Origin of the sequence: Kiloniella antarctica, from assembly GCF_042682825.1 — a bacterium.
GTDB lineage: Bacteria > Pseudomonadota > Alphaproteobacteria > Kiloniellales > Kiloniellaceae > Kiloniella > Kiloniella antarctica.
In genome coordinates this window covers 677,763-703,372 of the sequence record NZ_JBHUII010000004.1, presented here as the reverse complement: position 1 = coordinate 703,372, position 25,610 = coordinate 677,763, and the positions used below count along the sequence as shown (strand labels likewise).

Genomic DNA, 25,610 nt, shown 5'->3' with positions numbered 1-25,610 from the left:
CGTCGATGGGGTAATTTACTAGAAATCTAAGAAACTTTTTTATTCCACCATGCCACAGTTTCAGACATTGTTGTTACCAAAGTTGGCATCATTTCGCGTACACTATCAATATCAGTACAACAATCTTCTATCACGGCAGCCTGTCTTGAAAGGCGGGGAGCGAGCATTGAGCCAGCTAATCCTTTGAGACTATGTGCAGCTTCTTTTATTTTGTCATGATTTTCTGTTTCAATCCCCTCACGAAGATCTTCGAGAAAATGTTGCACGGTACTGGGAGTTTCACCGATGAGCTGACAAATGACATCTGGTCCCAGTTGTTTCTTGAATTCTTCAAATTGTTCTTCATTGCCGATGGGTGTGTTGTTCATATCCTCAGACAATAAGTTGGGATCAAGGGTATCGATCAATATGAAGGATTCATCAGTATCATGAACTGGTTTAATATCTGAAACCTCCGGCGTCTCGGGGCGGTTACTTACTGCCTCTGATTTCTCAAATTCAGAAATTGGTTCGGGAGCCTTCTTCATGGTGGCAATAAGGTGGTGGCGAATGATAAGCGCCTTGAGTTGGTCTTCTTTGAAGGGTTTGGTCAATATATCATTCATGCCCTCCTTTTTAAAAAGCACATGACGATCTTGAAAAGCCTCTGCTGTTAAGCCAATTATGGGAATATCAGCATATTTCTGATCCATTTCCCGGATGAGCTTTGTGGCTTGGATCCCACTCATGATGGGCATATGGACGTCCATCAGAACGATATCAAATTTGTCTTTTCCCATTGTGTCGACAGCTTCTTGTCCATTTATAACATGCACAATTTCATGACCAAATTTCTTAAGAAAAGCTATCGCGATCATGGCATTGACCGGGTTATCCTCGGCGAGGAGAATTCTTAACGACCCGACATCTTCTAGTTCGGTGTCTACGTTAGATAACTGTAAGGTTCCAATTTCTAGCTCTGTTCCAGCCGTTACAGGAAGATTGACCTCAAAACGGCTTCCAACACCGACGGTACTTGTAACATCGATGTTACCTTGCATCATTTCGATGATGCTTTTTATAATACTTAGGCCTAAACCTGTTCCACCAAACTTACGTGTTATTGAATTGTCTTCTTGAATGAAGGCATCGAAAATAGTTTCGAGGCGATCCTTTACGATACCTGGACCGGTGTCTTCGACCACAACTTTCAAGTTGAGAGCTTGTTCCTTTAATTTGGTAATTTCTACGGTGAGTGTGATGCCACCGTTTGCGGTGAATTTGAAGGCATTACTCAGAAGGTTATTCAGTATTTGAACCAAACGAATTTGGTCACTGTTGATAAAGTGAACGTCTTGTGTTTGATAAATAATATTGAAGAAAAGTTCTTTTTGTTGTGCGATGTGTTGGAAAGGAACAATGATTGATTTCATTATTCCTTCTAAATCAAATGTTGTCGTTTCAATTTCAATTGCACCACTTTCAATTTTACTCATGTCCAAAACGTCATTGATTATTTCCGACAAGTTTTGGCTTGATGAAATTAAGAGCGATAATTTCTCTCTTTGATCGTCGTTTAATTTTGTATCTTTAAGCAGATTGGCCATCCCGACCAATCCGTTAAGAGGGGTACGAATTTCGTGACTCATCGTGGCAAGGAAGTCTGATTTTGCAGAGTTGGCCATCTCTGCTTCTTCTTTGGCTTCTTGGAGCGCCTTTGTTCGTCGTGTAATGGTGTGCTCAAGGTTTCGATTGATTGCATCGACCTCTGCTTTTGAACTCTCAAGTTTTTCTTCAACTAATTTTAAATCAGTTATGTCTTGAATAATTCCGGTTACTTGAAGCACCTTACCTTGGTCATCACACTTCATTGTACAGTGATTTATGATGTGATGGATGGAGCCATCCTGGTGGAGAAGTCTAAAACTCAATGAAAAAGGTTCACCCTTATCGAGATGCTGCCCTTGTATTCTTTCGACGTCTTCAACGTCATCAGGGTGTACACATTGGATGAAAGATTCATAACTGGCTTGAGTAGCAGGGGGGAGACCATAAATTTCAGGAAGAGTTTCTGACCATATCTCATAGTTCGTTGTGCAGTCTAAAAACCAGTGTCCCATACGGGCTACTTTTTGTGCGCGATATAAGTTGGTATTATTTTGATCCAGTTGATCAGATAATTTACGGCGGGAATCATTTTCTTCCTGGAGCTTTAATAACATCTGGTGGACACGTTCGAGTATGCTGTTAAAAGCAGCGCTCAATGTACCGATTTCATCTTGGGAGATGATGGGCATTCTTTGATCCATGTTACCATTTTTGATCTCAGAACTAACCCGTGACAGCTGTAAAATTGGCTTAATTATCTTCTTATTTAAATGAAAAATCGAACCAATGGCAAAAATAATAGTTAAAAATATTAAACCCATCACAGTATTAAGGAGGTCAGTACCAGCAGCCTTTATTGTTTTAATTTCTTGAGCGGTTCGTATGTCGACAGCCTTACTGAAATTATTGATTGGATGCATAATTTTGGTTTTTTCTTGAAGGTATTCAGGGCCATATAAAATATCGAGGGCCATTTTTTTATCTACGGGACCCGGGTGGATTAAATTACCATTTCCATCAGCGTATAAACCCTTCATGGCCGCAAAGGCTGTTCGCTCGAGTTCAACCAGGTGGTCAGAGTTAATTTTTGCGAGGCGTAAAAACCTGATTTCTTCTTTTGTCAGGTTAGCTTCATCAATCAATTTTTCGAGTGAAATCAAGGAGCCATCTTTGAGGGATCTCTCTTGCTCATGGATAACAAAATCCCAATAGACTTCATGATAATTTTCGGGGCGTGGAATGAGGCCTTCTCTGATACCTAAAATATCGGAGAAGTATTTTTCATATTTTGGGTCGCCTGTTGCGACATAAGTTCGTGCCATAACAGTTAAATCAGCTGAACTCTGTCTAACTAAGTCTGCGAGTTTTAAAGACTTAGATCTGTTAATTTCACTTTGGGATAGTTGTGTTGTATTCTCAAGAAGATAGCTTGCTGCAAGGGTTGTCGCACTGAGGAGCGCAAGCAGAATAAAAAAAACGGAAAATATGCGAGCTTTAATGGACATGGCCAATTACGTCCTTTGGTTTGGCCTCAGCTTAAGTTGTTACAATTAAAAATATATTAAGGATAAAAAACTCTATTTTAAATTGTCTGAAATTGGAAATCTGGTCACAAAAATGAGGTTGATATGAAGTACAAACGCGAACTCATTACAAACGGCAACCCGATGGAAAAGATCGTTGGGTTTAGCAGGGCTGTGAGGGTTGGACCTTATATTTCTGTGGGCGGGACAGCACCCGTGGATCGACAGGGTAATACCGTCGGGATCAATGATGTCGCCGCTCAGGCTAGGCAGTGTTTTGAAGTTATAAAACAAGCGCTCGAAAGTGCGGGGTCTGGGTTGGAAGATGTGGTTCGAACTCGGTTATTTTTGACAAACATTGATGATTGGAAAGAAGCCGTTGAGGTCCGAAAAGAGTATTTTCTCGACATCCGCCCGGTGGATACCATTATGGCCGTTAGCGGCTTTGTTAATCGGGAGTGGCTGATTGAAGTTGAAGTTGATGCTGTGATGGCAGACAGGCCAGATAAATTTCATTCATTATAAAACACTTCTTGTGATGAAAAAGGTTCGTTTGGTTTTCCGAGAAAGAAGTCTCGTTCATTAAAATATCTGTGCTCATTTTCTAGATGTCAGGAGAGTGTATTGCCCGGTGGATTTCTTTCCCCATTACCTGATTTATTGCCTGTAGAAGTTTAAAGGTATCGATGGGTTTGGGGACAAAAGAATTCATACCCGCTTCGTAATATTCTTTAACATGCTCATCCATAGCATCTGCGGTTAAGGCGATGATGGGGATTTGAGCGGTTGGACCTTTGCTTGCTCTGATTGCGATGGTTGCCTCCGGGCCACTCATCTCAGGCATGCGTACGTCCATCAAAATAAGATCAGGCGTTTGGCTTATCTCAGGACCTGCCTTGGTGACACTGTCAACGGCTTCTCGTCCATTTTCCGCCAATAATACCTTGTGACCATTTTTCTCCATAATAACCTGAATAATACGGCGGTTAAGTTGATTATCATCAACGACGAGTACTGTCAGAGGAGATTGAGTTTCATAAGTTATTGCCTTGTCTGAAGTGGGTAGGTTTTGAACATCACTTTTTGAGGGTATTAAAGGTATTGTTACTTCGAAAGTCGAGCCCACGCCTTCTTCACTTTTGATTGATATGCTCCCCCCCATATGTTCGGTTAAACGTTTGGAAATCACAAGACCAAGCCCGGTTCCTTCATAGCGACGCTTGATGGAGGTATCGGCTTGGGTGAAGGCGTTGAACAACTTGTCTATGGTGTCTGGGGCGATGCCTATTCCGGTGTCGCTGATTTTGAATATCAGTAAGGGAGTATCTTTGCCTGAAGCTGGTTGCTTTTCAACTTCAAGGGTGACAGTTCCCTTTGCGGTGAATTTTACGGCGTTGCCGAGAAGGTTAATAAGGATTTGACGAATACGTGCGGGGTCACCGTTTAGCCCTGTAGGAATTTCATCGGATATGTTTATCACGAGATTGAGTGATTTTTCTTCGGCTAAACGTTCAATAATTTCAACGGCTTTTTTGATTTCTGACCGGAAGTGAAAGTCCGTATTCTCCAGCTGTAGTTTACCGGCTTCAATTTTTGATAGATCCAAAATGTCGTTGATAATGACCAGAAGTGATTGTGTGGCACCCTTAATTTTTTCGATTTTTTCGCGTGTTGTTGATTTTAGTTTTTCATCAAGAAGCATATCGGAAAGCCCCATAACGGCGGTCATTGGGGTTCGAATTTCGTGGCTCATCGTCGCCAAAAATTCTTGTTTACTTTTATTCGCGGCTTGGGCGGCTTCGTATTGTTGTGCAAGTTCAGCCGTTCGTTCTTTAATACGTTGTTCAAGCAGTTCTGCTGATTCAAGTAATTCAGCCTCTGCCATGTTGCGTTCCCCAACCCGCTGGGAAATTGAATTTAATAATCGGTTCCCGGAATCTGCCAAGATAGAGAGTTCATCACCAATATTTCGATTGGGGATGATAAGGTGGGTTCCTTCTGGATTATCAGGATCTACATAAGCCAAGTCATGGGAGATCTGTTGGAGCGGCCGGACCAATAACCTATAAAACATTAAGGAGAGTATCGCCGCGACGATTAAACTACGTAAAATGTTAAAAATAAATTCTGATATTGTGCGACTAATAAATTGATTAACGGCAACAATCGGGTCAGCGATGATTAATAAATAACCAGCTTTTACTTCAATGTCGTCAGCTGTACGCAACTCGATTTCGTAATTTTGCAATCCCCCGAATGGCCCCTCGGCGAGCCACCTATAAGGGGATGACTGTAAATTTTGCGACCTGCTGGCTAAGGTATTGTGCAAATCGTCATGAATAGTAACTGATATGATTGCTTTATATTCCATCAATCCATCGGCAACTTCTCCGGCGAGTTCTGAATTGAGGTTATAGGCAGATCTTGACGCGGGCCGGTTAACTGTTTTGATGACTTGTTCAACGTTTAATTTGAATGATTCTCTTGTTAAAATGATGTCTTTATAAGCGAGATAAATGCTGATCAATGAGCCGATCAATAAGGATACAAAAACAACATTCCGGGCAAGCTTGAACGCAAGGCGCTTTGATGGTGCTGGTGCAAAATTTTGTCTGTCAGGCACTTAGAGATATCTTCTGTTCAAGGATTACAAAGGAAGATTTTAATTCAGGGAATGTTATTTGCTACAGGTTTCCGCTCCCCAGGTCGAAATCAATGCTGTGTTATCTGATATCCATTTGTCTGCGGCTTGGGTGTGGGTCATGCCATCGGCATCAACATAGGCTGCAATTTGGCTGATCATCGCATTGTCAAAGTTCATGTCATTAAGAATGGCATGAGCACAGGGCCATTCTTGTTCCGTTTGTACCCAAGTCACTTTTTTTAACCAGCCATTCTTTGGATTACCGCAATCATATAATCGCGTGCTGTTTACACCCCAGGTCGGATCTGTCTCACACTTTGGATCGTATTCTGGAAACTCCACAAACTCCCCATCGAAGCGATCTTCGATCCAATTCGGGCTCCAGTTAAACAAAACTATAGGGGCTTTTTCGGTGTAGGCTTTGTTGAGTTCTATCCATAGATCATCAGCAACTTTTACGGGCTTAACTACAAAGTCCATTTCCAGGGCTCTGATCCGCGCTCGTTCCGGCTTTTCCCACGGGCCAGCTACGTATCGTCCTTTGGGGGATGTGCTTGAGTCAGAAAATAATACTGCACATTTTTTAAGGGCTTGCCAGTCAGGAAGGCCTGGGCAACGTTCTTCTACGTAACTGGGGTACCACCATTCTTCACGGGTTAATGCATCATGATCCCCGGCTTCAATGACTTGTCCAAGAGCACTGGTCCTTGCCAAATCTTCTGACATAGTGCCCTGCCAAACCTCAACCTGGATGTGTGCAAGTCCCCGGTGTAAGTGGGCCCATTGATCTTTGGAAGCCAGCTCTTTGTATTCAACTGTATAGCCTTTATCGTGATAAATTTTACCAAGAATTTCTGTCATGACGATTTGGCTGGTCCAGTTATTTATAATCAACCGGATAGGTAGAGGGCTTTCAGGGATACTCGTTGCGTATGTTGGAGAGTGGGTGAATAGACTGATTGTTCCAAGTGCAAGCAGAGAAGCTTTAAATGAGCTGAAAATTACACGCCTTTCGTTGAATCCTGTCTGTGAGCGTGAAGACATCGAGCACCTCTTGTATTAGGCGGTAGTATTCTAAATGTAGGTACTACCTGAATTGGGTTCGTTGTTGGGTGCTTTTGAAGATAGGCGACAATAGTTAAAAATTCATTCGCCGCTGGGAATTCATTTGTAGCGTATTGTTCAAATGATCGAAATTATTCCAGAGGAAATAACTCACAGAGTATAAAGTGAATATAAAGCGGACTTTCTTGTAACAGCTTATAATTTTAAAATAATAATACTATTAACCGGTTGCTTGTGAAATGTGATAAATATTTCTGAGGTATAGGGAGGAAACATAGGGACGTTCCATCACAGTTTTTCGGAGTTGGACTAAACAGGTCGTGACTATAAGGGAATTTACGTATTTGAAAGATGAAAGAGAGAGGGATATTTGATATACATCTCGTTATAATTGAAATATCTTTGTAACTCTTTCTTCTTTTGTAATGAAACGCTATGGTTTTAAGGCAATGAGTGAGGGGCAGCATGTCTGTTGAAATCAAAGGCGCAGCAGATTTATCGCTGGCGACACCAAAAACGGAAGATAAATTCGAAGCTGGAATCTTAATCTTGAGTGAAGATGGTCTTTCTTTGCTTGAGGTTAATAAACGGGCAGAAGAAATGCTTGGATACAGCAAGGAGAGGCTCCTCTCTCTCGCTCCACAAGATTTACTGGATAAATCAAAAGAAAACTGTCCAAGTCATGAAACAAAAATATCCTGGTGTGACATCGGGGATACGATTTCTTTGCTGCATGCTAACGGACAATCCCTATTCTGTCGGGCGTCAGCAGGCGTCATTGAATTAAAGGGCGAACGTCAAATTATTCTGACACTGACACCCGCGTCCCAAGAAGCGCATCAATCGCGCATAAAAGCACTTTTAGGCCTTGCTGTTGAACATATGCCTGATGCAATGATTATCTATAATACAGATGATCGGTTGATTTATTTTAATAAGGCATACAGACGATTCTTCCCTTATATGCCACCTTTTGAAGAACTTGAGAATAAACACTATCTTGATGTTGTTCGTATATCCATGGCAGATCCAGGGGCTATCACGGACCCACTTTGCATAGAAGACCCAGAAATCTATCTGGCAAAAAGAATGGAGCGTCTACACACCCCTCAAGAGGATCCTTTTGTACAAAAGACCGCGAATGAATGGCACCTTGTCCACGAAATGCGGATACCTGGTGTTGGGTTTGTAAGTCTTCGTAGGGAAATTACAGCCGAAAAAATCTACCGTGACGAAATGACGGAAGCAGCTGGGGCGATGGCGCTTTCTCATAAAGAAGCCATTGAAGCTCGAATTGCTGCGGAACAGGCTAATCGTAGTAAAAGCGAATTTTTGGCGATGATGAGCCACGAATTACGTACGCCTTTGAACGCCATTATTGGTTTTTCCTCTTTGATGCAAGAGGAGATCTTCGGCCCTGTAGGAAATGAACGTTACAAAGAATATCCCGGTATGATCAATGAAAGTGGCAATCATTTGCTGGAAATTATCAATGATATTTTGGATCTGGCCAAGATTGAGGCCGGCAAAATGGAGTTGGATTGTCAGTTGTTAAACGCAAATGACACGATCAAAGCATGTGCGCGATTGGTAAGAGGATTGGCTGAATCGCGCAACGTTAATATTGAGGTCCGGGTTGAAGACAAGGATGCTCAGTTTTGTGCCGATGCGCGTTTGACAAAACAAATGGTAGTTAATTTGCTCTCCAATTCTTGCAAATTCACACCTGCCGGGGGACGTATTATTCTCAGTTTTTCTCATAACGAAAACAAAAAAAGTGTTATATCTGTACAAGATACAGGAATCGGTATGAATAAAGCCGATCTTGAGTTGGCTTTATTGCCTTTCCGTCAGGTTGGGGAAGTGTCAACCGCTTCGGAATTTGGAACGGGATTGGGTTTACCGTTGGTTAAGTCTTTTATTGAAATGCACGGTGGGACACTGGAGATAGAGAGCGAACCTGAAAAAGGGACAACCGCTAGGCTTTGTTTCCCGAGTGTTGAGCCTGCGATGGTATAAAATATTCTCTTGAAAAAGTGATGATAGCCATGCTGTAAAAATCAGGTATGATAACTGTAATTTATAGGGAGATGAGTTTTAAGTGATACAGTTACGCTTTACCTCAAACAAGGCTTACGATGAGAGTTTTCTTGCAATTTGTGATGTGAAAATTCGTGAATTTTATGAGTTCTATTGTTCAAAAAAGCAAGGCCGTAAAATGCCAAGCCGTCACGATTTCGATCCCGTAAAAATGACTCGTTTTTTGCCAAGTATCACGTTGGTTGATGCTGAATCTGGAGATTATCGCTATCGACTTGTGGGTACCAAGGAAGTTGAAGTTCGTGGTAATGACCCAACCGGGAAAACCGTAAAAGAAGCATTTTATGGTTCGTTATTGGAAGAGGTCGAGGAAAATTATAACTACGTCTGCCAGAGTAAATCCTTTATCTACGATCATAACAATGAGACCGAAGACCCTAATCAAATTCTTTATGATGAAACGCTGTTCTTACCGCTTTCAAATGATGATATTACCGTGAATATTGTAATGCTTTTTTCCGTGCAGCAGTTTAAATCTGGACGAGGCTCTTTTTAACTGCCGATTAGAGTGAAAGCCTATTCAGGTAATTGTGTTTAACCATAGAAAAACCCCGATGAAAAATTCATCAGGGTTTTAATGTTGTGAAAACATCCAGCGCGACATCCCCTTACAAATATCAGCAATCCATTTAACAGGGATTGTTGATGGGTGCGCGCGAGCTTTCTTTGAACACGGCCGCTCTAAATATTAGAGTTTCGCAACGATACCTGGGATGTCGTAGCGTGTGAGGCCGATATCTTGTAGTTGTGCTTCTGTGCAGTTTTCAAGCGCGAGGCGGGTTTCTCTACGAAGCTTGTAACCTTCAATGGCTTCAATCGTAGAAACAAAAAAGTTACCAAGAGCAAAACCAATACGGTCTGCATAGTTTGCAGCTGGGTTTACTGGAAGTGTTTCAGTGAAAGTTACTGTAGCCATTGTGTTAACTCCTAAACAGTAGATATATAGTTTAGACGCTTCCCGAAAGGTTCGTGTTCGTCCGATGAGCCAGATATAGTCTCCTTGATTTATTTTTACGAGTGGCATTCCTACAACTCCGATATGCAGAAAGTGCATGTCATAAAACCGACATTTTCTGCGGGATACAGCGCGGGTACATGTTGCAGGGTATAGGACCAGAAAAGCCTATGGTTCCTCTATGCTCTGATCGGTTGTAGGGGCCATTTTAAACCATATAGAATTCCAAAATGTCGCAAATAAGCGATCTGAAAAGCATAGTCGTGTAGTTTTTTCGACGCAAATATATCATTTTTCCGTCACAGTTTGCATAGTCTAGCAATGCGGGAAAGGTATTTCGTGGAACCTGCGTCTGTAATTGGATGTTATTATCTGAGATTAGAGGACACATCTGCGTCGATAAAAACGTGAGGTCGAATTTCTTTTGAGACTTAAGAAGAACGCATATGCTATCTACGTTAAGTCTTTTTACGGTACACTGTGTTCGGAGGTTTATTAATCCTCGTTGTTAATTTCGCAAAGATTTTGAATAATCACGTATTTAAAAGCTATCGAAAAGGTTTTGCCTGTGTCTAATGATCTTTCTTCTTTTGCCATCACCAAAAAATGGCCAGCGCTCCACCCTGAATATTTGCAGCTTTATTCCTTGCCGACACCTAACGGGGTTAAGGTATCGATCATGTTGGAGGAAACAGGCATCCCCTATGAAGGGCACCGTGTTGATTTCGGAAGTGATGATCAGTTGTCGCCAGAATTTCTTTCTCTGAATCCCAATAACAAAATTCCCGCGATCATTGATCCCAATGGTCCGGACGGTAAACCGCTTACGTTGTTTGAATCTGGTGCAATCCTGCTTTATCTTGCTGAGAAAACAGACCAGCTTATCCCGCGGGATGCTCATGGTCACTATCAAGCCTTACAATGGTTGATGTTTCAGATGGGAGGTATTGGACCGATATTTGGGCAGGTGGGCTTTTTTAATAAGTTTGCGGGTAAGGACTATGAAGACAAACGTCCCCGGGATCGTTACGTAACAGAAGCACGACGACTTCTCGGTGTGCTGGATCAGCGTTTGGCTGATCGCTGTTGGTTACTTGGCGAGAACTATTCGCTTGTTGATATTGCAACCTTTCCCTGGGTTCGAAATTTAATAGGTTTTTACGAAGCCGGAGATTTAGTGAAGATTACAGAATTCCCCCACGTTACACGAACGTTGGAGGCATTCTTGGCAAGGCCCGCGGTTCAGCGCGGATTGACCATACCTAAGTAATGTCTAACTGGAATAGTTTGGAGGGAAGCCTGGCTTCTTAGTTGTTTGCGATTGGGCGTATGTAGGTTTTTTCCAAATAGTCGATCACCGCACCATCTTTATGATGACCGATGATTTCACGGGCGCTGGCTTTTATTTCCGTGCTGGCGTTAGATACTGCTATGGGATGGTCCACGGTGTTGAGCATCTCTAAATCGTTAGAGCTATCGCCAAAGGCAGTCGTCTTGGAAATTTTTACGTTAAGATCAATAGTAAGATATTTTAGTAATCGATTAATGGCGTTACCTTTGTTCGCGTCTGCTGCGGCTATGACTATTTCCCAGTCCCCAATATAATGATTGGGGTACGTGGTGATAAGGACATCGGGAGCAGTATGACTTATAAGCTTTGCTATGGCTTCTATCTCAGGTTTGGGGCCGAGATAAGTAAAAGTCAGTATGTCGTCAAAAAATCTATTTGTATGGGATGAGCCGGGGCTTGTTTTTTGATTAAAAAGATCTTTGGGGCAGGGTGTCAATCTTGGGTCTGACCGTGCAATTTTTTCGTCGAGAAACCACTGCATTCCAGGATTGTTGAGTTCTGGATAAAACAGCGGATTTTGATCACCGATAAGTGCGGATACGTATGGGGTGACGCCTAACTCCATAAAGCATTTATAAATGGGGAGTGCGGTGTTTACGCCCAAGCCCCTATGCTCAAGGATTTGCCCGCTGTGCAGGTCACGTATAATAGCCCCGTTAAGTTCTATAATGGGAAGTTTAAGGTCGACGTCTGCCATCAAATGCCTGATCGACGGTGCCGCACGGGCTGTTGCAACTGTAAATTTCATGCCATCTGTTATCAGGCTATTCAGTCGCTCTGCAGAATGAAGAGGGAAATTACCATCGCTGTCGAGCAGCGTGAAATCGAGGTCCGATATAAAGAGTGTCAGGGCGATCCCTCTCTTCAGGCAAGGGCGGACCGGGTAAATGGTCCGTCAGGAAAATAGATGCGGAGGAGAATGCCACAAAAATTCGTAGCGTTAAGTATTCTCTAGAAGGGGTATAGCATTTGAGGGAGGGCGTTTGAAACCTATGTTTTGTTCGGAGCCATCGAGCCTATTTAGGGATTTAATCAAACAAGGCATCAATATCATCTTGCGAAATGGCCTCATCAAGTTTCATGGCTGGTCCTTCCATGGGGATCTCTTCGTCAGGTTCTTCATTCGCGGATAGTTCAAGACCGAGGGTATTGATGGAAGACTGGCCATAAATCTCTGCCATGGAATTGACCCGATCTTCGACAAACTGTACAGAACGCAGTATTTTTGTGACCCGCTGTCCGGTAATATCTTGAAAGCTGCAGGCTTGAAGAGTGTTCGTTGCGCTTGTTGTGATTAAATCACAGAGTTTATTCCGGTCTTCTTCGCTATTTTCTTCGCGTAGTTTGTCGACAGTTTCTAAAATGTCCTCGCTGGATTTCAAGATTTCGTATGAGGCTTCTTCTGTGTTTTTGATCAGGGCGTCCAATTGATCGGACATGTTTTCAAAGTCGGAACGATCACCCTTTTTCCGGGTGATATTTGCGAGTTCCAGACGTACGCGCTCAACGTAGTGAATAAGTTTCGCGAGCTCAGAGTGAAGGCGCTCGTCTGTCGCTACAATAGCCATAGAAAAATTCCCAACTTTTATCTGGGGCGGAAGGCAAAATTTATCATTCTAAACTAGTCCTTTAGCAAAATCAGATATATTTTAAAGGAAAGTATTCCTTTGTGATTAATTGCAGCAGCGATCCATATTAGAAATATTAACAACCCCTTATAGGTGGACGAGTTTAGCCTCTTGCTATTAACGCAGTATTAAAGAGTATAAAGTTTTAGTTTTTTCAATAAAAAAATGATAGCTTTTACTGTTGTTCTTCAAACGCTTGACGATCTTTATCCCAAAAATCAATATAGGTGAAATTGAAATTTAGGATTTTATACTTATAAGTTTATTTTTTTTGAAAATATAATTTTGGCAATGAAAATATTTCCTAATACCGTTTAGGTTGTATCCTCTACGGCGCGGCGATAAAGGTGCCATGAGGCGTGACCTAAAACTGGAAGTACGATTAAAAGGCCCAACAAACCAGTTATCAAAGACAGAATAATAAAAGCTGCAATGGTTATACACCATACTGCCATGGGGAGAGGGTTCTTCATAACCATCCTGACAGAGGTGACCATAGCGGTGACAAAATCAATGTCTCTGTGATACAGCATTGGAAAGGAAACAACGGAGAATGAAAAGACCACAAAGGCAATAAAGGTTCCAACGCTATTTCCAACGAGTAGAAACAGCATGCCTTTTTGTGTGGTGAAAATTTGAGTTAGTAACTCTGAGAAACCGACAAGTTTAAATCCAAAAAAACTGAGGGTAATAAAGGCGGCCATATCGACCCAGATAAATAATGAAAATCCCGTGACCAAGGCCATCCATCCCAGATCTCGACTGAACATGGTTTTTACCACACCGAATGCTTTCCCCCAGCTCAGGGGTTGTTTCTCTTCGAGTTGATGGGAAATAAAATAAAATCCACAGGCAATAAAGGGGGCAATAAGGGCAAAGCCGATTGCGAGAGGATATACAAGGTATGGAAGCCCGAGTTTAAAAAGTAATATGATAAGTAACCAGCCGCCTGCAGCATAAATACCGCCGAAGAAAAGGCCGTATTTTGCGGCTGCAAAAAAATCAGAAAGGCCAGCTTGTAAAATTTCGGGTACGATCTTTACAGATACAGAATTGACTGTGGGCCAGTTTGATTTTTTATGTGTTGCTACATTTTTTGGGGGTTCAGATGACGTCTGAACAGTTTTTTCTTCCATTGCCCTGTTACTCCCTGTTACGCGCAATCTGAGTTTGGGTTTGGGCAGCATTGTATATTCTTTTTGGCGAATTGGCGCACACCCACGAATGTATAGTAGAACAAGTCTGGGATACTTTGTAGAGTTAATTAGATGATACTGTTATATATTTAACTCTAATTGCGAATCATTCTTGACTGAGAAGGTCGAATTTTATAAGAATTAGTGATCCGCGCGAGAACGGATAAATAAAAGACACGCCAGGACATTATAATAATATCGCGATAAAGCTCGGCCTCTCAGCGGGAGAGCTTTATCTGTAAAATAATGAGCCTGAATGAAACTATGACCTGTCTAAATACGAACGGCCGACAACACTGGCCGCAAAAAACACCGAGCTTTCCATTAAAAAATTATAATTTTCAACCGTCCGAGCTGTTGGTACTGGAGATGCTACGTCATTATTGCCAAAGCTATGCCGATCCTTCTTCCCATGCCTGGGATAAAGTTTTTGTGTTGGGCGAAGATGAGCTGGGTCCCTATGATGGGGCGTGGGTTGTTTCTGCTGTGGGAAGTTTTATCAGGTCTATTCGGAACGGACGAAAAAGGTCGTTTGAATTTATTGTTTCTTGCTGCCCAATTTGTCGTCTACAAATCTGTACGGCGGAATTGAACGCTCTTTGGTTGGTTCAAGCTGCGCGTACGGAGAATGTGATTGGGATGGAAACCGCTGCGATACTGACGTTGGATGGTCACAATACGCAGGATCTGATTTCCAGCGCGCACCACTTGGGTTCTGTTTTGAGAGAAGTCTTTCCAGAAGAGCGCGAGCATCGTTACAAGCCATCAGTAACGGGCTATCCCGGATCCACGCATTAGGCTTGGTGTGAATTACAAGTTTAAAACTTAGGTGTTAATGCACACTATATTGATATCTAATGATGCGAAAAGAGCGACAAATACTGGACACAAGGTTTCAGAATTCTTCAGAGAAGTCGCGTAAAATGCGTGGCTTCTCTTTGATGTTTTAAATTGAAAAGGGTTCGCCCTTCTCCTAGGCCATTTTAGTTTGCCACCAAAGGATTGTTTCAGCAGCTGTTTTTTCTAAGGTCGTAAAAAGGGTAAGAGCAGCACTAGTGTCCTTCGAAAGACTCTCCATCTCTTTTGCAATAGCTGCCAATTTGGGCGCAAACATTGAACCTGCAGTCCCCATTATTGTATGGGCGGCCAAATAGAGAGCATCGCTATTTTCTGATTTGATGGCTTCGAGCAGATTCTTCATATGTGTTTCAATGGTATCTGGAGCCATAGACAGTAGCTCAGCGAGAACTTCGTCGCCAACTTGTGAGCGGATTTCTTCGAGTTCGTGTTCAGACCCAATTGGGTATTCATCATGGTTTGTCATTGGCACTTTGATGTAACTCTCATGGTTATGTTAAGGAGGGTCTAGCTGTTGGTTTGGCGCCTTGAGGGGCGTACAGGAAAGCACACCTTTTGTAAGGTTTATCCATCCTAAAGTAGGGTGTTATGAATTGTAAACGCGGCATATCTCATATCCTTATACAATTTGGATAATAAATGCTTAACAGCCAGAGGCTTACCGTCTAAAAATTCAGTTTTAATAAATTTGATTTTACATGATTTAAAATTGACGTTTTCTTTAGTATTATAAGAATTGTTGCGGTGCAGCGTAAGGCTTTTGGTTTAAAGTTTACCTGTGTTAGAGTTGCCATCCAAACCTTGGTTACGTTCGTAGCTAAACATTTTCAAAATTAAATGAACGCGGGAGTTTATTATGTCGGCTTGTATCGTTGGTTGGGCGCACACCCCTTTTGGAAAGCATTCTGAAGAAGACGTGGAAAGCCTGATAACTCAAGTCTCCCGTGGAGCATTGCAAGATGCCGAGGTATCAGCAAGCGATGTTGATGAAGTTGTTCTGGGCACTTTTAACGAAGGTTTTTCACCACAGGGTTTTCCGGCTTCTTTGATCTTACAGGCAGATGAGGGGTTGCGGTTTAAGCCTGCTGTTCGGGTTGAGAATGCTTGCGCTACGGGGACGGCTGCACTTCATCATGGGCTGCGTGCTATTGAATCCGGGCAGGCACGCATGGTGCTTGTCGTGGGTGTTGAAAAGATGACCGCCTTACCTGGACCAGAAATCGGTAACACTTTGCTAAAAGCGGCTTATCTAAAAGAAGAAGGGGATATTAAAGGCGGATTTGCCGGAGTTTTTGCTCATATTTGTGATCTTTATTATCAGCGTCATGGCCATCAGAGCGACGCGTTGGCACGTATTGCCGCGAAAAATCACGCCAATGGTGTCCATAATCCCTTAGCACAAATCCGTAAAGATCTTGGGTATGATTTTTGTCGTACTTTATCTGACAAAAACCCAACAGTGGTTGGGAATTTAAAGCGCACTGACTGTTCGTTAGTGTCAGATGGTGCGGCTGCGATTATTCTTACTGATGAGGAAACGGCCCGAACCATGAAACGTGCGGTGCGTTTTCGTGCGGCCACTCATGTCAGCGATTACCTGCCCATGAGCAAACGCGATATTGTTCGTTTTGAAGGTTGTACACATGCATGGCAACAGGCTTTGCAACATGCAGGAGTGACATTGGATGATCTGTCCTTTGTCGAAACTCACGACTGTTTTACAATTGCTGAATTGATCGAATATGAAGCGATGGGGCTTACGCCTCCAGGACAAGGTTTTCGTGCCCTTGAAGAGGGGTGGGTCTACCCCGGAGGTAAGCTTCCAATCAATTTGTCTGGTGGGTTAAAGGCCAAGGGGCACCCTGTTGGCGCAACCGGTGTCTCCATGCACGTTTTGTCCGCGATGCAGCTTACAGGAGCGGCGGCACCTGAAATTCAGGTTTCTAACCCGAAAATGGCGGGGATCTACAACATGGGCGGCGCAGCTGTGGCCAATTATGTCTCTATCCTGGAGCCTTTGGTTTAGGGGCGTTTTGGAACAAGGTCTTAAGTTGGTATTATAATCTGCACTACGTGTCTGGCGTTGGAATTCCTTCGTCTTTGACAAGAACGACCCGTCCAATGGGCGGATCGTTCTTTTTGAGGGGTTAAAATATGAACGAGGAGTAGGTTGTTAGTTTGTTATGTTCCATAGCGCACGCAACATGGCGATTTGGGCCATGAGAATATAAGCCATCAGCATAAAGAGCATGATGTATCTGTGCGCATTAGACTCATTTCGTGATTTGAGCGAGCGTAAGCGTTGAAAAGAATTGGAAAGCCCGCTGGATATATTGCGAAGAATACGCTTTTCGTTAATTTGCCAAAATTGTAGAAAGATTACGACGGCAATAGCAAAAATTGTCAGTATAAAAGAGCAGACAGTCAGGTAGTTTAAAAACTTAGGATCGTAAGGATTTGCCTTGGCGAGAAGATATATACCGACAAAAGCCATGCTGAGATAGGCGAGAGCCATCCATTGTTGGCGTTTGGCGAAGAGTAAGTTTTCGCCAGCCTCGTGGTAAAGCATCAAATATTCCGCATGGCTAAGATCGTCGAGAGAGCTCTCTATATGCTCAAATCCATCATCGTGTGCTGCAGCCATATGGCCCCCCTTTATTTCCTGCTTTGTTTGGAAATGGTGTGTTTGTAAGGTTCGACGGTTTTACGACTATTGGGATATGCTGACAGAGTTCGGTTAACAATTAATTTATAAAAGATGATTTCCCTTATTCTCCAGTGGCTTCTGGTGAGCACAGGGTGTTTTTTGAAATTACAGGGGCTGTGTGATTCTAGCTTGTTATTTATTTTTTGACATACCCTGTGACGAAGGATGTAACTTGGCGCGAAACTTGTAGGGATAGAAACATGGGGTATGTGTTATCCTGTTGGTAGAGGAGAGAACAGTTATGGGTTATTTGAGAGCCGGGTTTGTTGTTGCAGTATTTGTTTTGGTTTTTGGTTGCTCGGGTGTTTTTGTGGAAAAAGAACCGGTTAGAGTAATTTCAGCACCTCAAACGACAACCTATTGTTACCGCTCGTTGGCTAACGTCGATTGTTACGAACAGCCTGTGCCGGGAGACGAACGCACTCTTTTAATCCCAACAGAGTGATGTTCCATTGGCAATATAATCGTTATTTTGTGTAAAAATTGCAGGCCTAATTTGAGTAGGGGGTAATCCCTGCCCTTTGCCCTTTGCCCTTTGCCCTTTCTACTTCATCGAACTTATACCGTTTTTCAAATTACTTTTATTTCTTCCAGCCTGTACTGGAGGGCGTGCTTACGTGCCATGTTTTCTTTCACGAAGGCTTGAGTAGTGCTTGCGAGTCTTTTTGGCGGTTTTTTTGAAAATAAACGTCTTTGTACTTTAAAATTTGGCTATCTGTCTAAATTGGGAAGTTGCAGAATTTTGTTCTGATGAGCTGTGATCGAAATGCGTTCATTTATGCTCAATCCCTTATCTCCGTTTGAGTGTTCGGACCTTGTAACACAAGGGATTTTGGCGTGCGGGCTAACTTATTCAATTTATTCACTCATCTATCTAATTTTATAGTTGCAATGGTTAATGGAAGTTAATAGTATCATCTAGTAAATTAGATAGATGAGTGAATAAACGCTCTGCAGGGGGACATCGTGACGAGATCACAACTGGATTTGCACCGGTTTGAAAAGGTATTGGCTTTGCTGGATTCAGCCGTCGAAGGAGAAGCTTTGGCTGCACTTGGGCGCGCCAAACACTTGCTCGCAGGTGCAGGTATTAGCTTTGGAGAGCTAAAGGTGGGGATCTCCAGTTTTCAAGGCGGTGCTCAGAATATGAATAAGGGTGAAACTGTTGAAACAGCCCAAATTCAAAAGCTTGAAGCCGAACTTGAGTCTCTCCGATGGTCCCTTGCACGTCATGAGTTGCAGATTGCATCATTGCGCCAATCTGTCGAAGAAAAGGCCGTGTTAATTAAAAACGAACAAACCAGGCGACATTCTTATGAGGGTGAATTGGCTGGTTTGCGCAAAGCTCATGCAGTGCAAATGGAAGAAGCTCTTAATCGTAAGGAAGAAGTCCAAAAGCTGGAAAGGCAACTAGAAGCTTACAAGGCTTTGAAAAAGGTTATTTTTGAGAAGAAGGCAGCTGCCGAGAAGGCGCAAAGAGCTCGGGCGAAATCAAAGTCAGCAACCAATCACGCCGGTATTGAAAAGTCCGGTATTGAAAAGTCGGGCGGGGAAACTCACGCATCGACTACGGAGTGCGCGCCAGTGGTAGGGAGGGCACCTGTAGCGGAGAGCACGCCCGCTGTAGAAAAGACTAAAAAAGTTTCAGCAAGGCCTGTCGCTTCAAAAAAATCTCCTTCCCTTGTTGTAAAATCAGGAACAAAAACCGAAGAAATTATGCTCCAGCAAGGTGCTTTGAATTTAATTGGGGGAGAGGATAAATCTGTGGGCCAAGAGTATCGTTGGGCGCGGGTTGAAGATAAATACCAAATGGTGGTTGAGGATGATGCGAGGGTCGATATTGGAAATGATGTGGGAAAGAATGTTCCTGCTCAAGGCCCTGATATGAAAATACAAGCCGAAGCGTAAGGTTCGGACTTAGATCATGACCAAAGAACAGAAAAATAAGCGTACAGGACCTGTTGTCGGTTCAAAAAAATCTGGCGACCAGTTGGGTGTCTTGCAAGATAGTTTACGTCAATCAGTTGCTCAGGTGGAGCAATGGGGGAATTGGGCTCAAAGCTTGCTCGAAAGCCGAGATGGTGAAATTGCCGCACTACAAGCTCGGGTTGATGCCTTGGAACAGAAGTTTTTGCGTGAAAGCAGTGGTGAGCCTCGATTAACAAATGCCCAAAAACGAGAGGCAATTACGTCTTATCTGACTGACCCGGAACGGACCAACTGGTCAGACCGTGAAATAGCTCGTCAGGTTGGGGCCTCTCCTCAAACTGTTGCAAATTGGCGTCAAAGATTGTCTGTGACCAGCCGTAGTGGCCAAGCCCGAAGTCATCAAAACAGGACGGTTATTCGGGGTGGCAAGGTTTTTAAAATGCGCACAGATAATATTGGTCAAGGCAAAGACTAAACGTGGGCGGTGGTGATCGTGATACTGCTGCTGCTGCTGCTGCTGCTGCTGCTGCTCTTCTTTGATTGGGCGGAAGGCTCGTCTTATTGGAAGAGTTCCAGAGGTCACCCTCTCATAAGTCTCGCCAATTTTAGTTGGTATCGAGCCAAGTGTCGGCAAGATGTTCGGCAATGGCGATAAGTTCTGGGGTCAGCTTCACAACAGTTGCCTTTCTGCGGGCCGCTGCTTGGGGATGGCCATTGAGATCTGCAAGAAGTAACCATTTATAGGCGGTCATGGAATCCTGTTCGACCCCATAACCTTGATCGTATTTAATGCCGAGTGTGAATAGAGCTTCTGGAAAGCGTTGTTTTGCAGCTTTCATAAGCCAGCTCATTGCTTTTTCAGGATTTACAGGAGTGCCTCTGCCCTGATCATGCATGAGACCAAGGTGGTATTGGGCTTGAGCTACTTTATGTCGTGCGGCGAGTAGATACCATCTGATTGCTTCTTTATGATCAAGATCTGAGTTACTTTTTTTATCAAGTAAAAGGGCAAGATTGAGCTGCCCGCTGAGATCACCTTGATTTGCCGCCCTGAGATACCAGGATGTGGCTTTTTGGAAATCATCATCAGGATCATCGACACCGTCGTGATAAAAAGCGGCCAAATTGCGTTGTGCGGCAACCATGCCCCCTTCGGCTGCTTTTTCAAGCCAGTAAAGAGAATATTTTTGGTCTCGCTCGACGCCTGAATTTCCTTCATAAATAATACTCAGGTAATATTGTGCCTGCGGGTGTCCCAGATCTCCGGCCTTGGTTAGCAGGCTGATCGCGTTATCATAATCTCCCGCCCGATAAGCGCTAATACCATCTTCGTAATCTCCAGCCAGAACAGTGTTTGTACACAATAGATCCAGAACTGTGTTTGTACACAGGAGGCATAGAATAAACGAAAGAAAAGGACGTGGAGCTTTCATATCGGTTCTGCTCGTTTGTTGTTACTGAAATCGGTTATCAATCAATGCAAAACGATTAGGGGTAGAAGAGGGCGTTGGTCTATTCTAAGGTCGGGACGTATTAATTCAACAGTGCTGACAATTTTGTTGGGATATTAGAACTATTCTTGGTCTTGGCTTTGGAATTTGAATTTTTTTCAAAACTCTTTTACTTTAAGGCTTGCTCGTCCTATTCCTCGTCGTTGGGAAATGATTTGTTGGCGCGTAAATGACATGTTGGACGACAGATATCCTGTAGTGTCGATGATATGGTAGGGAATTCGGATTTCATTTTTAAGCGAGGAAAGGGTACAACACTGCTCATTGGCTGTGGTGCTCTTGGTCGTGAAATTATTGATCTTATCAAGGTCAATAAATGGGAACATCTGGATGTTACGTGTTTACCAGCCAAACTTCATCACAATCCTCAACTGATACCTGAAGCTGTTCGCGAAAAAATCAGAACGGCCGGGGATTGTTACGAAAAAATATACGTACTCTATGGTGATTGTGGAACCGGAGGGCTGCTAGATAAAGTCCTGGAAGAAGAAGGTGACATTGAGCGTATTGCCGGACCTCATTGTTTTTCGTTTTTTATGGGAAATGATACTTTCTCAAATAGCGCCGAAGATGAGATTACGACATTCTTTTTAACGGATTATTTTTGTCGGTTTTTTGATAAGTTTGTCTGGGAGGCCTTGGGTCTTGATCGTCATGAAGACATGTTGGATATGGTATTTGGAAATTACACTAAGTTATTGTTCATGCCGCAAGTCAAAGATCCCGAGCTTGAAATCAAAGCGCAAGAGATCGCCTCGCGTCTTAAGTTGAAATACGAATATCGTTTTTGTGGCTATGGCGATTTTGAAACATCGATCAAATCACTAAAGCAGAGATGACTGTATAAATGAACTTCTTTATCTCAAATAAGGCCATGTTGTTTTTGCCAGTCATCTCGAAGTTGAGTGCTCATGTCCGAGAAGTAGGTTTCGGAAAGGCGACAGTGAATAAGGCGGTCGATGCGAAAGTGCCTAAAGTCTTGTCGTAATTCACACCAGGCTGCGATCACGACAGCTTCAACATAATAGAGTACAACAAGCGGTAGGATTGTTCTGTCTGATATCTGGTCGTCAGCATTTTTGTACTGGATTATCAGGCCCTGTTCATTACGAACTGCCTTGCGGATGAGGGCTATATCGACTTTGGAGGTTGGAACTGTGTGCCAGTTTGAAGCGTCCAGTGATGGGACTTTAAAGCGAGATGCTGTTTCTTTGGGGACAATGTCACTTATCTTTCCGATGACCCCTTCTGCTGCACGCTGCAAGCCGACATCGCCCGTCCGGGGGAGCAGTGCGAGACCTACGATGATGGCTTCAATTTCCTCTGGTGTGAAAGTAATGGGCTGAAGGTCAAAGCCGGGCCGAAGGATGTAGCCAATGCCTGCTGCACCATCTATCGGAATACTCATGCTTTGCAACGCGACGATATCCCGGTAGGCGGTACGTTGTGAAACCCCAAGAGTGTCCGCAATATCTATTGCTCTCAAAGGACGCTTTGCCTTGCGAAGAAGCTGTATTATTTCAAACATTCTAATTGGTTTGCTCATTTCTATCTCCTGCCTCAAGGTAACAGATCACTGCTGACAGCTAGGTGTCAGTAGTGATCTGTTACCAAGAAATGCTCCCGTTATTAATCCAAAGGATGTGTGGCTGGGAGGTGAAAAATTGCATAGGTACGTTTAGGGGCTGGGCAGTGGTGCAGAATAATAAAATGACAGAGATTGAGCGCGTTAAGGTTTCAATGAAAAGCCAAGATAATCACGGTGATTTGGTAATCGATGCAAAGGATCATGCTCAAAAAACACACCTTAACGGCGTGCTCTTGATCATGGTATCGGCCGTTGTGTTCAGCACGGTGGGCATCTTTGTAAAAGGGATTGAAGCGCCTGCATGGGATATTATCTTTTGGCGTGGTTTGTTCTCGGCTGGTTTCACAATTATTTGGACCGTGAAAAGAGGAACGTTTAAGAAGAATTTTTATAATATTGGGGGTAGTGGCTGGGCGGCTGTGATAATTGGTGCTTCGGGTTCTGCCGCATTTATTTCAGCTCTTAAAATCACAAGCATTGCCAATGTTTCCCTTATTTATGCGGCCGCCCCTCTTGTGGCTGCGCTTATTGCGTGGCTGTGGGTGGGAGAGCGGGTTACCTTCAAAATGTTTTTAGCCTGTTTATTTGCTATTATGGGTGTTGGCATTATCGTTTGGGGATCTATTGGCGAAGCAAACCTGCTTGGAGATCTACTTGCATTCTGGATGGCTTTTTCGATGGCGATTTTTATGGTTATTTACCGTCGTTTTCCAAATACGCCTTCTGCTGGGCCGGTTGTTTTGTCATCACTTTTATTATTACCTTTTGCTTTTATTCTGGGAAATCCTTTCGCTGTTCCTCTCGATGAATTAGCAATTCTTGTTGCTTTTGGGGTTGTGTTTGCCGTGGCTTCAGTAACTTTTACCGAAGGTGCTAAGCGGGTTCCTTCTGGTCAAGCGGCGTTGTTAAGTGCCCTTGAAACTCCTTTGGCTCCTATTTTTGCATGGCTCGTTTTTGCGGAGTTTCCCGCTCAGGCTACCTGGGTTGGTGGCGCTCTTATTTTGATTGCTGTATCCAGCACGTTATGGAAAAGCAAGTAATTGGAAATAAGGGAAGGCGAGGAGTAGGATTATCTAAAGAGCAAAGTTGTTTAATTCCTGAACTCCTCATTAATTATTTCCCTTTAAACGCAAGATGCGCGGTTAACGTCAGACGGCTTAAGGCGGGCCGGGCAGAATATCGATTGCTGATGATAGTGACTACTTGACTTCGGTCCATATATGAGAATATATCTCTTATATGGACAAGAATTGTAGTGCCAGGATTGATCGTCAAAATATGAATTATCCCAAAACAGATAGTAATGATGTCCGTCTTGCTGAAAGACTGAAATCTTTGCGTACTGAGCGTGGTTGGTCCCTTGATGAATTGGCCGAGCGAAGTACGATTAGTCGAGCGACACTCTCACGTATGGAAAAATATGAAGTTAGCCCGACTGCATCGGTACTAGGTAGATTATGCGCCGCTTACGGCTTAACCATGTCGCGTTTGATGGTGATGGTCGAAGCTGATCACCAACCTCTTGTGAAAAAATCTGAACAACCTGTGTGGCGTGATGATGCGACCGGGTTTGAGCGTCGTTCGGTGTCACCTCCGGCAGAGAGTTTAAGCTGTGAGGTGCTGGAATGTCGCCTGCTGCCAGGCTCGGAAATCTACTATCCTGGCCCCGCAAAGCAAGGACTGGAACATCATCTGATTTTACAAGATGGCGGCTTGGAGATCACCTTTGAAGACGCCGTTCATATTCTAAAGCCGGGTGACTGTCTGCGCTATAAACTACACGGGGCGAACACCTTTCGTGCCGATGAGAAATTAGGCGCGCGTTATTTGCTGATCGTATTGTGAGGTCCAAGTGAAACAGTCATCTATTTTGTGTCTCGATGTAAAAGGATTTGATCTTTACATTGAAGATCTTGCCAATTTATTGCGCGACTGCGTTCACGACGGCGCCAGCGTTGGTTTCGTACAGCCCTTTTCTTTGGAAAACAGTCGTGGTTTCTGGGTAGGTAAAATTCGCCCCTCTCTTGTGAGCGGAGAAACCACCCTTATGATAGCCACAGTGGCGGGAGAGGTTGCAGGGACTGTACAACTTTGTACCGGAAGCATGCCGAACCAAACCCACAAAGGGGAGGTTTCCAAACTTTTGGTCTCTCCTAAATTTCGAAAGCGCGGTACCGCTAAAATGCTGATGGCAGAGCTGGAGAAACAAGCCCGAGATCGGTATTTCACATTGATCACTCTGGATACCCGCACAGGCGATAACGCGGAACCGCTTTACAAGCTGTTGGGATACGAAACTGCAGGCGTCATTCCAGGCTATGCCCAAGACCCCCACGACACGGGTAAATTCGATCCAACCACTTATATGTATAAGCAGCTTTAGCTTTGGCTTTGTATGTCATGAGGGGAGTAGTTAACGCAGTATAAGTGCCTAGTTTACTGCTTTGATCTGTGTCTAATGTAAGCTCGGTCCTTGGCCATTAATTCGATATTTTATGCTTGCAGGCTTTTATTGTTTTCCTAACTTGGTATCGAGTGATGTTTCAGAACTTGCGACTAAGTGGGAGCTTGAAAATAGAATTGAAAATCAAGATGCGCGCCGAGGGTGGTTTAAAAAAGAACTAGAGCTTTTAAACCTGATAAAATCCGAGTGGGCGAATAAAAGAGAAAGCGATCAGCTAGTGATCCTAAGTAAACATCCATTCGATGACAGTATTTAGATGATAACATTTGACGCTTGAAGTTGAAGTTTGATTCGGTCATTTACCATTTTGGGGACAGTAATTTACAATTCAGCCAGAAAAGATCGTATTCTAGGTTCAGATTAAAATTTTGCTTCAGAGCTTTGGATATTCCTGTGAGACCAAAGTACTCCTTTGCCCTTTTGGTTCACCGTAAAGAAAAAATAATGAACCTGTAAGCTCCGTTGCCCGACAAACAGGTAAATTCTTTCATCAAAATTTTCGAG

At 43.4% G+C, this 25,610-nt stretch carries 25 protein-coding genes; 14 read left to right on the top strand and 11 right to left on the bottom strand.

Going from position 1 to position 25,610, the window contains the following annotated elements:
• Positions 1–26 precede the first annotated feature (26 nt).
• Positions 27–3,092, bottom strand: a complete 3,066-nt coding sequence (locus ACFSKO_RS10360) for an ATP-binding protein (protein WP_380251189.1) — start codon at positions 3,090–3,092, stop codon at positions 27–29.
• A 123-nt stretch (positions 3,093–3,215) separates the two neighbouring features.
• Between ACFSKO_RS10360 and ACFSKO_RS10355 the strand changes: the two genes are divergently transcribed.
• Positions 3,216–3,635 (top strand): RidA family protein, encoded by a 420-nt coding sequence (locus ACFSKO_RS10355; RefSeq protein ID WP_380251186.1) that lies wholly within the window; start codon positions 3,216–3,218, stop codon positions 3,633–3,635.
• Between the two features lie 79 nt (positions 3,636–3,714).
• On the opposite strand, the gene ACFSKO_RS10350 is transcribed toward ACFSKO_RS10355, so the two are convergent.
• Positions 3,715–5,733: an ATP-binding protein gene (locus ACFSKO_RS10350; protein ID WP_380251184.1), complete on the bottom strand. Its 2,019-nt coding sequence runs from the start codon at positions 5,731–5,733 to the stop codon at positions 3,715–3,717.
• A 54-nt stretch (positions 5,734–5,787) separates the two neighbouring features.
• The gene (locus ACFSKO_RS10345; RefSeq protein ID WP_380251182.1) at positions 5,788–6,798 is read right to left on the bottom strand and encodes an ABC transporter substrate-binding protein; all 1,011 of its coding nucleotides are present in this window, start codon (positions 6,796–6,798) and stop codon (positions 5,788–5,790) included.
• A 486-nt stretch (positions 6,799–7,284) separates the two neighbouring features.
• On the opposite strand from ACFSKO_RS10345, the gene ACFSKO_RS10340 reads away from it, so the two are divergent.
• A complete protein-coding gene (locus ACFSKO_RS10340; protein ID WP_380251180.1) occupies positions 7,285–8,838 on the top strand; it encodes a sensor histidine kinase in 1,554 nt (517 codons plus the stop codon).
• 82 nt (positions 8,839–8,920) lie between these two features.
• Entirely contained in the window at positions 8,921–9,415 is a 495-nt protein-coding gene (locus ACFSKO_RS10335) for a PAS domain-containing protein (RefSeq protein WP_380251178.1), read from the top strand.
• A 192-nt stretch (positions 9,416–9,607) separates the two neighbouring features.
• On the opposite strand, the gene ACFSKO_RS10330 is transcribed toward ACFSKO_RS10335, so the two are convergent.
• On the bottom strand, positions 9,608–9,835 hold the full coding sequence (locus ACFSKO_RS10330; RefSeq protein WP_380251176.1) for a DUF1127 domain-containing protein: 228 nt from the start codon (positions 9,833–9,835) through the stop codon (positions 9,608–9,610).
• A 607-nt stretch (positions 9,836–10,442) separates the two neighbouring features.
• On the opposite strand from ACFSKO_RS10330, the gene ACFSKO_RS10325 reads away from it, so the two are divergent.
• A complete protein-coding gene (locus ACFSKO_RS10325) occupies positions 10,443–11,144 on the top strand; it encodes a glutathione S-transferase N-terminal domain-containing protein (RefSeq protein ID WP_380251174.1) in 702 nt (233 codons plus the stop codon).
• Positions 11,145–11,181: 37 nt separating this feature from the next.
• Here the strand turns inward: ACFSKO_RS10325 and ACFSKO_RS10320 are convergent, their stop codons facing one another.
• The 3 genes from ACFSKO_RS10320 to ACFSKO_RS10310 all read right to left on the bottom strand — a co-directional run bounded on the left by ACFSKO_RS10320 (position 11,182) and on the right by ACFSKO_RS10310 (position 13,989).
• Positions 11,182–12,063, bottom strand: coding sequence for an HAD hydrolase family protein (locus ACFSKO_RS10320; RefSeq protein WP_380252257.1), 882 nt, complete (start codon positions 12,061–12,063; stop codon positions 11,182–11,184).
• A gap of 190 nt (positions 12,064–12,253) precedes the next feature.
• Positions 12,254–12,793 (bottom strand): hypothetical protein, encoded by a 540-nt coding sequence (locus ACFSKO_RS10315; protein WP_380251172.1) that lies wholly within the window; start codon positions 12,791–12,793, stop codon positions 12,254–12,256.
• A 374-nt stretch (positions 12,794–13,167) separates the two neighbouring features.
• Positions 13,168–13,989 carry a DUF2189 domain-containing protein gene (locus ACFSKO_RS10310; RefSeq protein WP_380251170.1) on the bottom strand — a complete coding sequence of 274 codons (822 nt, stop codon included), beginning with the start codon at positions 13,987–13,989 and terminating at the stop codon, positions 13,168–13,170.
• A 429-nt stretch (positions 13,990–14,418) separates the two neighbouring features.
• Here ACFSKO_RS10310 and ACFSKO_RS10305 point away from each other — a divergent pair, with 429 nt between their 5' ends.
• Positions 14,419–14,847 (top strand): hypothetical protein, encoded by a 429-nt coding sequence (locus ACFSKO_RS10305; protein WP_380251168.1) that lies wholly within the window; start codon positions 14,419–14,421, stop codon positions 14,845–14,847.
• A 175-nt stretch (positions 14,848–15,022) separates the two neighbouring features.
• Here the strand turns inward: ACFSKO_RS10305 and ACFSKO_RS10300 are convergent, their stop codons facing one another.
• Positions 15,023–15,373, bottom strand: coding sequence for an Hpt domain-containing protein (locus ACFSKO_RS10300; protein ID WP_380252255.1), 351 nt, complete (start codon positions 15,371–15,373; stop codon positions 15,023–15,025).
• A gap of 390 nt (positions 15,374–15,763) precedes the next feature.
• Here ACFSKO_RS10300 and ACFSKO_RS10295 point away from each other — a divergent pair, with 390 nt between their 5' ends.
• Positions 15,764–16,933: an acetyl-CoA acetyltransferase gene (locus ACFSKO_RS10295; RefSeq protein WP_380251166.1), complete on the top strand. Its 1,170-nt coding sequence runs from the start codon at positions 15,764–15,766 to the stop codon at positions 16,931–16,933.
• Positions 16,934–17,080: 147 nt separating this feature from the next.
• Here ACFSKO_RS10295 and ACFSKO_RS10290 read toward each other — a convergent pair whose 3' ends face one another.
• Positions 17,081–17,551: a hypothetical protein gene (locus ACFSKO_RS10290; RefSeq protein WP_380251164.1), complete on the bottom strand. Its 471-nt coding sequence runs from the start codon at positions 17,549–17,551 to the stop codon at positions 17,081–17,083.
• Positions 17,552–17,855: 304 nt separating this feature from the next.
• On the opposite strand from ACFSKO_RS10290, the gene ACFSKO_RS10285 reads away from it, so the two are divergent.
• The 3 genes from ACFSKO_RS10285 to ACFSKO_RS10275 all read left to right on the top strand — a co-directional run bounded on the left by ACFSKO_RS10285 (position 17,856) and on the right by ACFSKO_RS10275 (position 20,018).
• The gene (locus tag ACFSKO_RS10285; protein WP_380251162.1) at positions 17,856–18,059 is read left to right on the top strand and encodes a hypothetical protein; all 204 of its coding nucleotides are present in this window, start codon (positions 17,856–17,858) and stop codon (positions 18,057–18,059) included.
• A gap of 521 nt (positions 18,060–18,580) precedes the next feature.
• A complete protein-coding gene (locus tag ACFSKO_RS10280) occupies positions 18,581–19,522 on the top strand; it encodes a hypothetical protein (protein ID WP_380251160.1) in 942 nt (313 codons plus the stop codon).
• 16 nt (positions 19,523–19,538) lie between these two features.
• A complete protein-coding gene (locus ACFSKO_RS10275) occupies positions 19,539–20,018 on the top strand; it encodes a hypothetical protein (protein ID WP_380251158.1) in 480 nt (159 codons plus the stop codon).
• Between the two features lie 130 nt (positions 20,019–20,148).
• Here the strand turns inward: ACFSKO_RS10275 and ACFSKO_RS10270 are convergent, their stop codons facing one another.
• Positions 20,149–20,907: a tetratricopeptide repeat protein gene (locus ACFSKO_RS10270; RefSeq protein ID WP_380251156.1), complete on the bottom strand. Its 759-nt coding sequence runs from the start codon at positions 20,905–20,907 to the stop codon at positions 20,149–20,151.
• Positions 20,908–21,263: 356 nt separating this feature from the next.
• Between ACFSKO_RS10270 and ACFSKO_RS10265 the strand changes: the two genes are divergently transcribed.
• Complete coding sequence (locus ACFSKO_RS10265) at positions 21,264–21,893, top strand: DUF1638 domain-containing protein (protein WP_380251154.1); 630 nt, start codon at positions 21,264–21,266, stop codon at positions 21,891–21,893.
• Between the two features lie 23 nt (positions 21,894–21,916).
• Here the strand turns inward: ACFSKO_RS10265 and ACFSKO_RS10260 are convergent, their stop codons facing one another.
• Positions 21,917–22,600, bottom strand: coding sequence for a helix-turn-helix transcriptional regulator (locus ACFSKO_RS10260; RefSeq protein WP_380251152.1), 684 nt, complete (start codon positions 22,598–22,600; stop codon positions 21,917–21,919).
• A gap of 146 nt (positions 22,601–22,746) precedes the next feature.
• Between ACFSKO_RS10260 and ACFSKO_RS10255 the strand changes: the two genes are divergently transcribed.
• From ACFSKO_RS10255 to ACFSKO_RS10240, 4 genes are all read left to right on the top strand, one after another.
• Positions 22,747–23,682 carry a DMT family transporter gene (locus ACFSKO_RS10255; RefSeq protein ID WP_380251150.1) on the top strand — a complete coding sequence of 312 codons (936 nt, stop codon included), beginning with the start codon at positions 22,747–22,749 and terminating at the stop codon, positions 23,680–23,682.
• A 238-nt stretch (positions 23,683–23,920) separates the two neighbouring features.
• Entirely contained in the window at positions 23,921–24,487 is a 567-nt protein-coding gene (locus tag ACFSKO_RS10250) for a helix-turn-helix domain-containing protein (RefSeq protein WP_380251148.1), read from the top strand.
• Positions 24,488–24,494: 7 nt separating this feature from the next.
• Complete coding sequence (locus ACFSKO_RS10245) at positions 24,495–25,025, top strand: GNAT family N-acetyltransferase (protein WP_380251146.1); 531 nt, start codon at positions 24,495–24,497, stop codon at positions 25,023–25,025.
• Positions 25,026–25,137: 112 nt separating this feature from the next.
• Positions 25,138–25,362 (top strand): Imm63 family immunity protein, encoded by a 225-nt coding sequence (locus ACFSKO_RS10240; RefSeq protein WP_380251144.1) that lies wholly within the window; start codon positions 25,138–25,140, stop codon positions 25,360–25,362.
• The last annotated feature ends 248 nt before the right edge of the window (positions 25,363–25,610 follow it).

Bases quoted from the DNA above. Each gene is read 5' to 3' on its own strand.
- ACFSKO_RS10330 (WP_380251176.1), bottom strand. From the start codon at position 9,835: ATGGCTACAGTAACTTTCACTGAAACACTTCCAGTAAACCCAGCTGCA.
- ACFSKO_RS10315 (WP_380251172.1), bottom strand. From the start codon at position 12,793: ATGGCTATTGTAGCGACAGACGAGCGCCTTCACTCTGAGCTCGCGAAA.
- ACFSKO_RS10300 (WP_380252255.1), bottom strand. From the start codon at position 15,373: ATGACAAACCATGATGAATACCCAATTGGGTCTGAACACGAACTCGAA.
- ACFSKO_RS10295 (WP_380251166.1), top strand. From the start codon at position 15,764: ATGTCGGCTTGTATCGTTGGTTGGGCGCACACCCCTTTTGGAAAGCAT.
- ACFSKO_RS10265 (WP_380251154.1), top strand. From the start codon at position 21,264: ATGGTAGGGAATTCGGATTTCATTTTTAAGCGAGGAAAGGGTACAACA.
- ACFSKO_RS10275 (WP_380251158.1), top strand. From the start codon at position 19,539: ATGACCAAAGAACAGAAAAATAAGCGTACAGGACCTGTTGTCGGTTCA.
- ACFSKO_RS10260 (WP_380251152.1), bottom strand. From the start codon at position 22,600: ATGAGCAAACCAATTAGAATGTTTGAAATAATACAGCTTCTTCGCAAG.
- ACFSKO_RS10240 (WP_380251144.1), top strand. From the start codon at position 25,138: ATGCTTGCAGGCTTTTATTGTTTTCCTAACTTGGTATCGAGTGATGTT.
- ACFSKO_RS10340 (WP_380251180.1), top strand. From the start codon at position 7,285: ATGTCTGTTGAAATCAAAGGCGCAGCAGATTTATCGCTGGCGACACCA.
- ACFSKO_RS10310 (WP_380251170.1), bottom strand. From the start codon at position 13,989: ATGGAAGAAAAAACTGTTCAGACGTCATCTGAACCCCCAAAAAATGTA.
- ACFSKO_RS10285 (WP_380251162.1), top strand. From the start codon at position 17,856: ATGGGTTATTTGAGAGCCGGGTTTGTTGTTGCAGTATTTGTTTTGGTT.
- ACFSKO_RS10360 (WP_380251189.1), bottom strand. From the start codon at position 3,092: ATGTCCATTAAAGCTCGCATATTTTCCGTTTTTTTTATTCTGCTTGCG.
- ACFSKO_RS10345 (WP_380251182.1), bottom strand. From the start codon at position 6,798: ATGTCTTCACGCTCACAGACAGGATTCAACGAAAGGCGTGTAATTTTC.
- ACFSKO_RS10305 (WP_380251168.1), top strand. From the start codon at position 14,419: ATGCTACGTCATTATTGCCAAAGCTATGCCGATCCTTCTTCCCATGCC.
- ACFSKO_RS10290 (WP_380251164.1), bottom strand. From the start codon at position 17,551: ATGGCTGCAGCACACGATGATGGATTTGAGCATATAGAGAGCTCTCTC.
- ACFSKO_RS10250 (WP_380251148.1), top strand. From the start codon at position 23,921: ATGAATTATCCCAAAACAGATAGTAATGATGTCCGTCTTGCTGAAAGA.
- ACFSKO_RS10355 (WP_380251186.1), top strand. From the start codon at position 3,216: ATGAAGTACAAACGCGAACTCATTACAAACGGCAACCCGATGGAAAAG.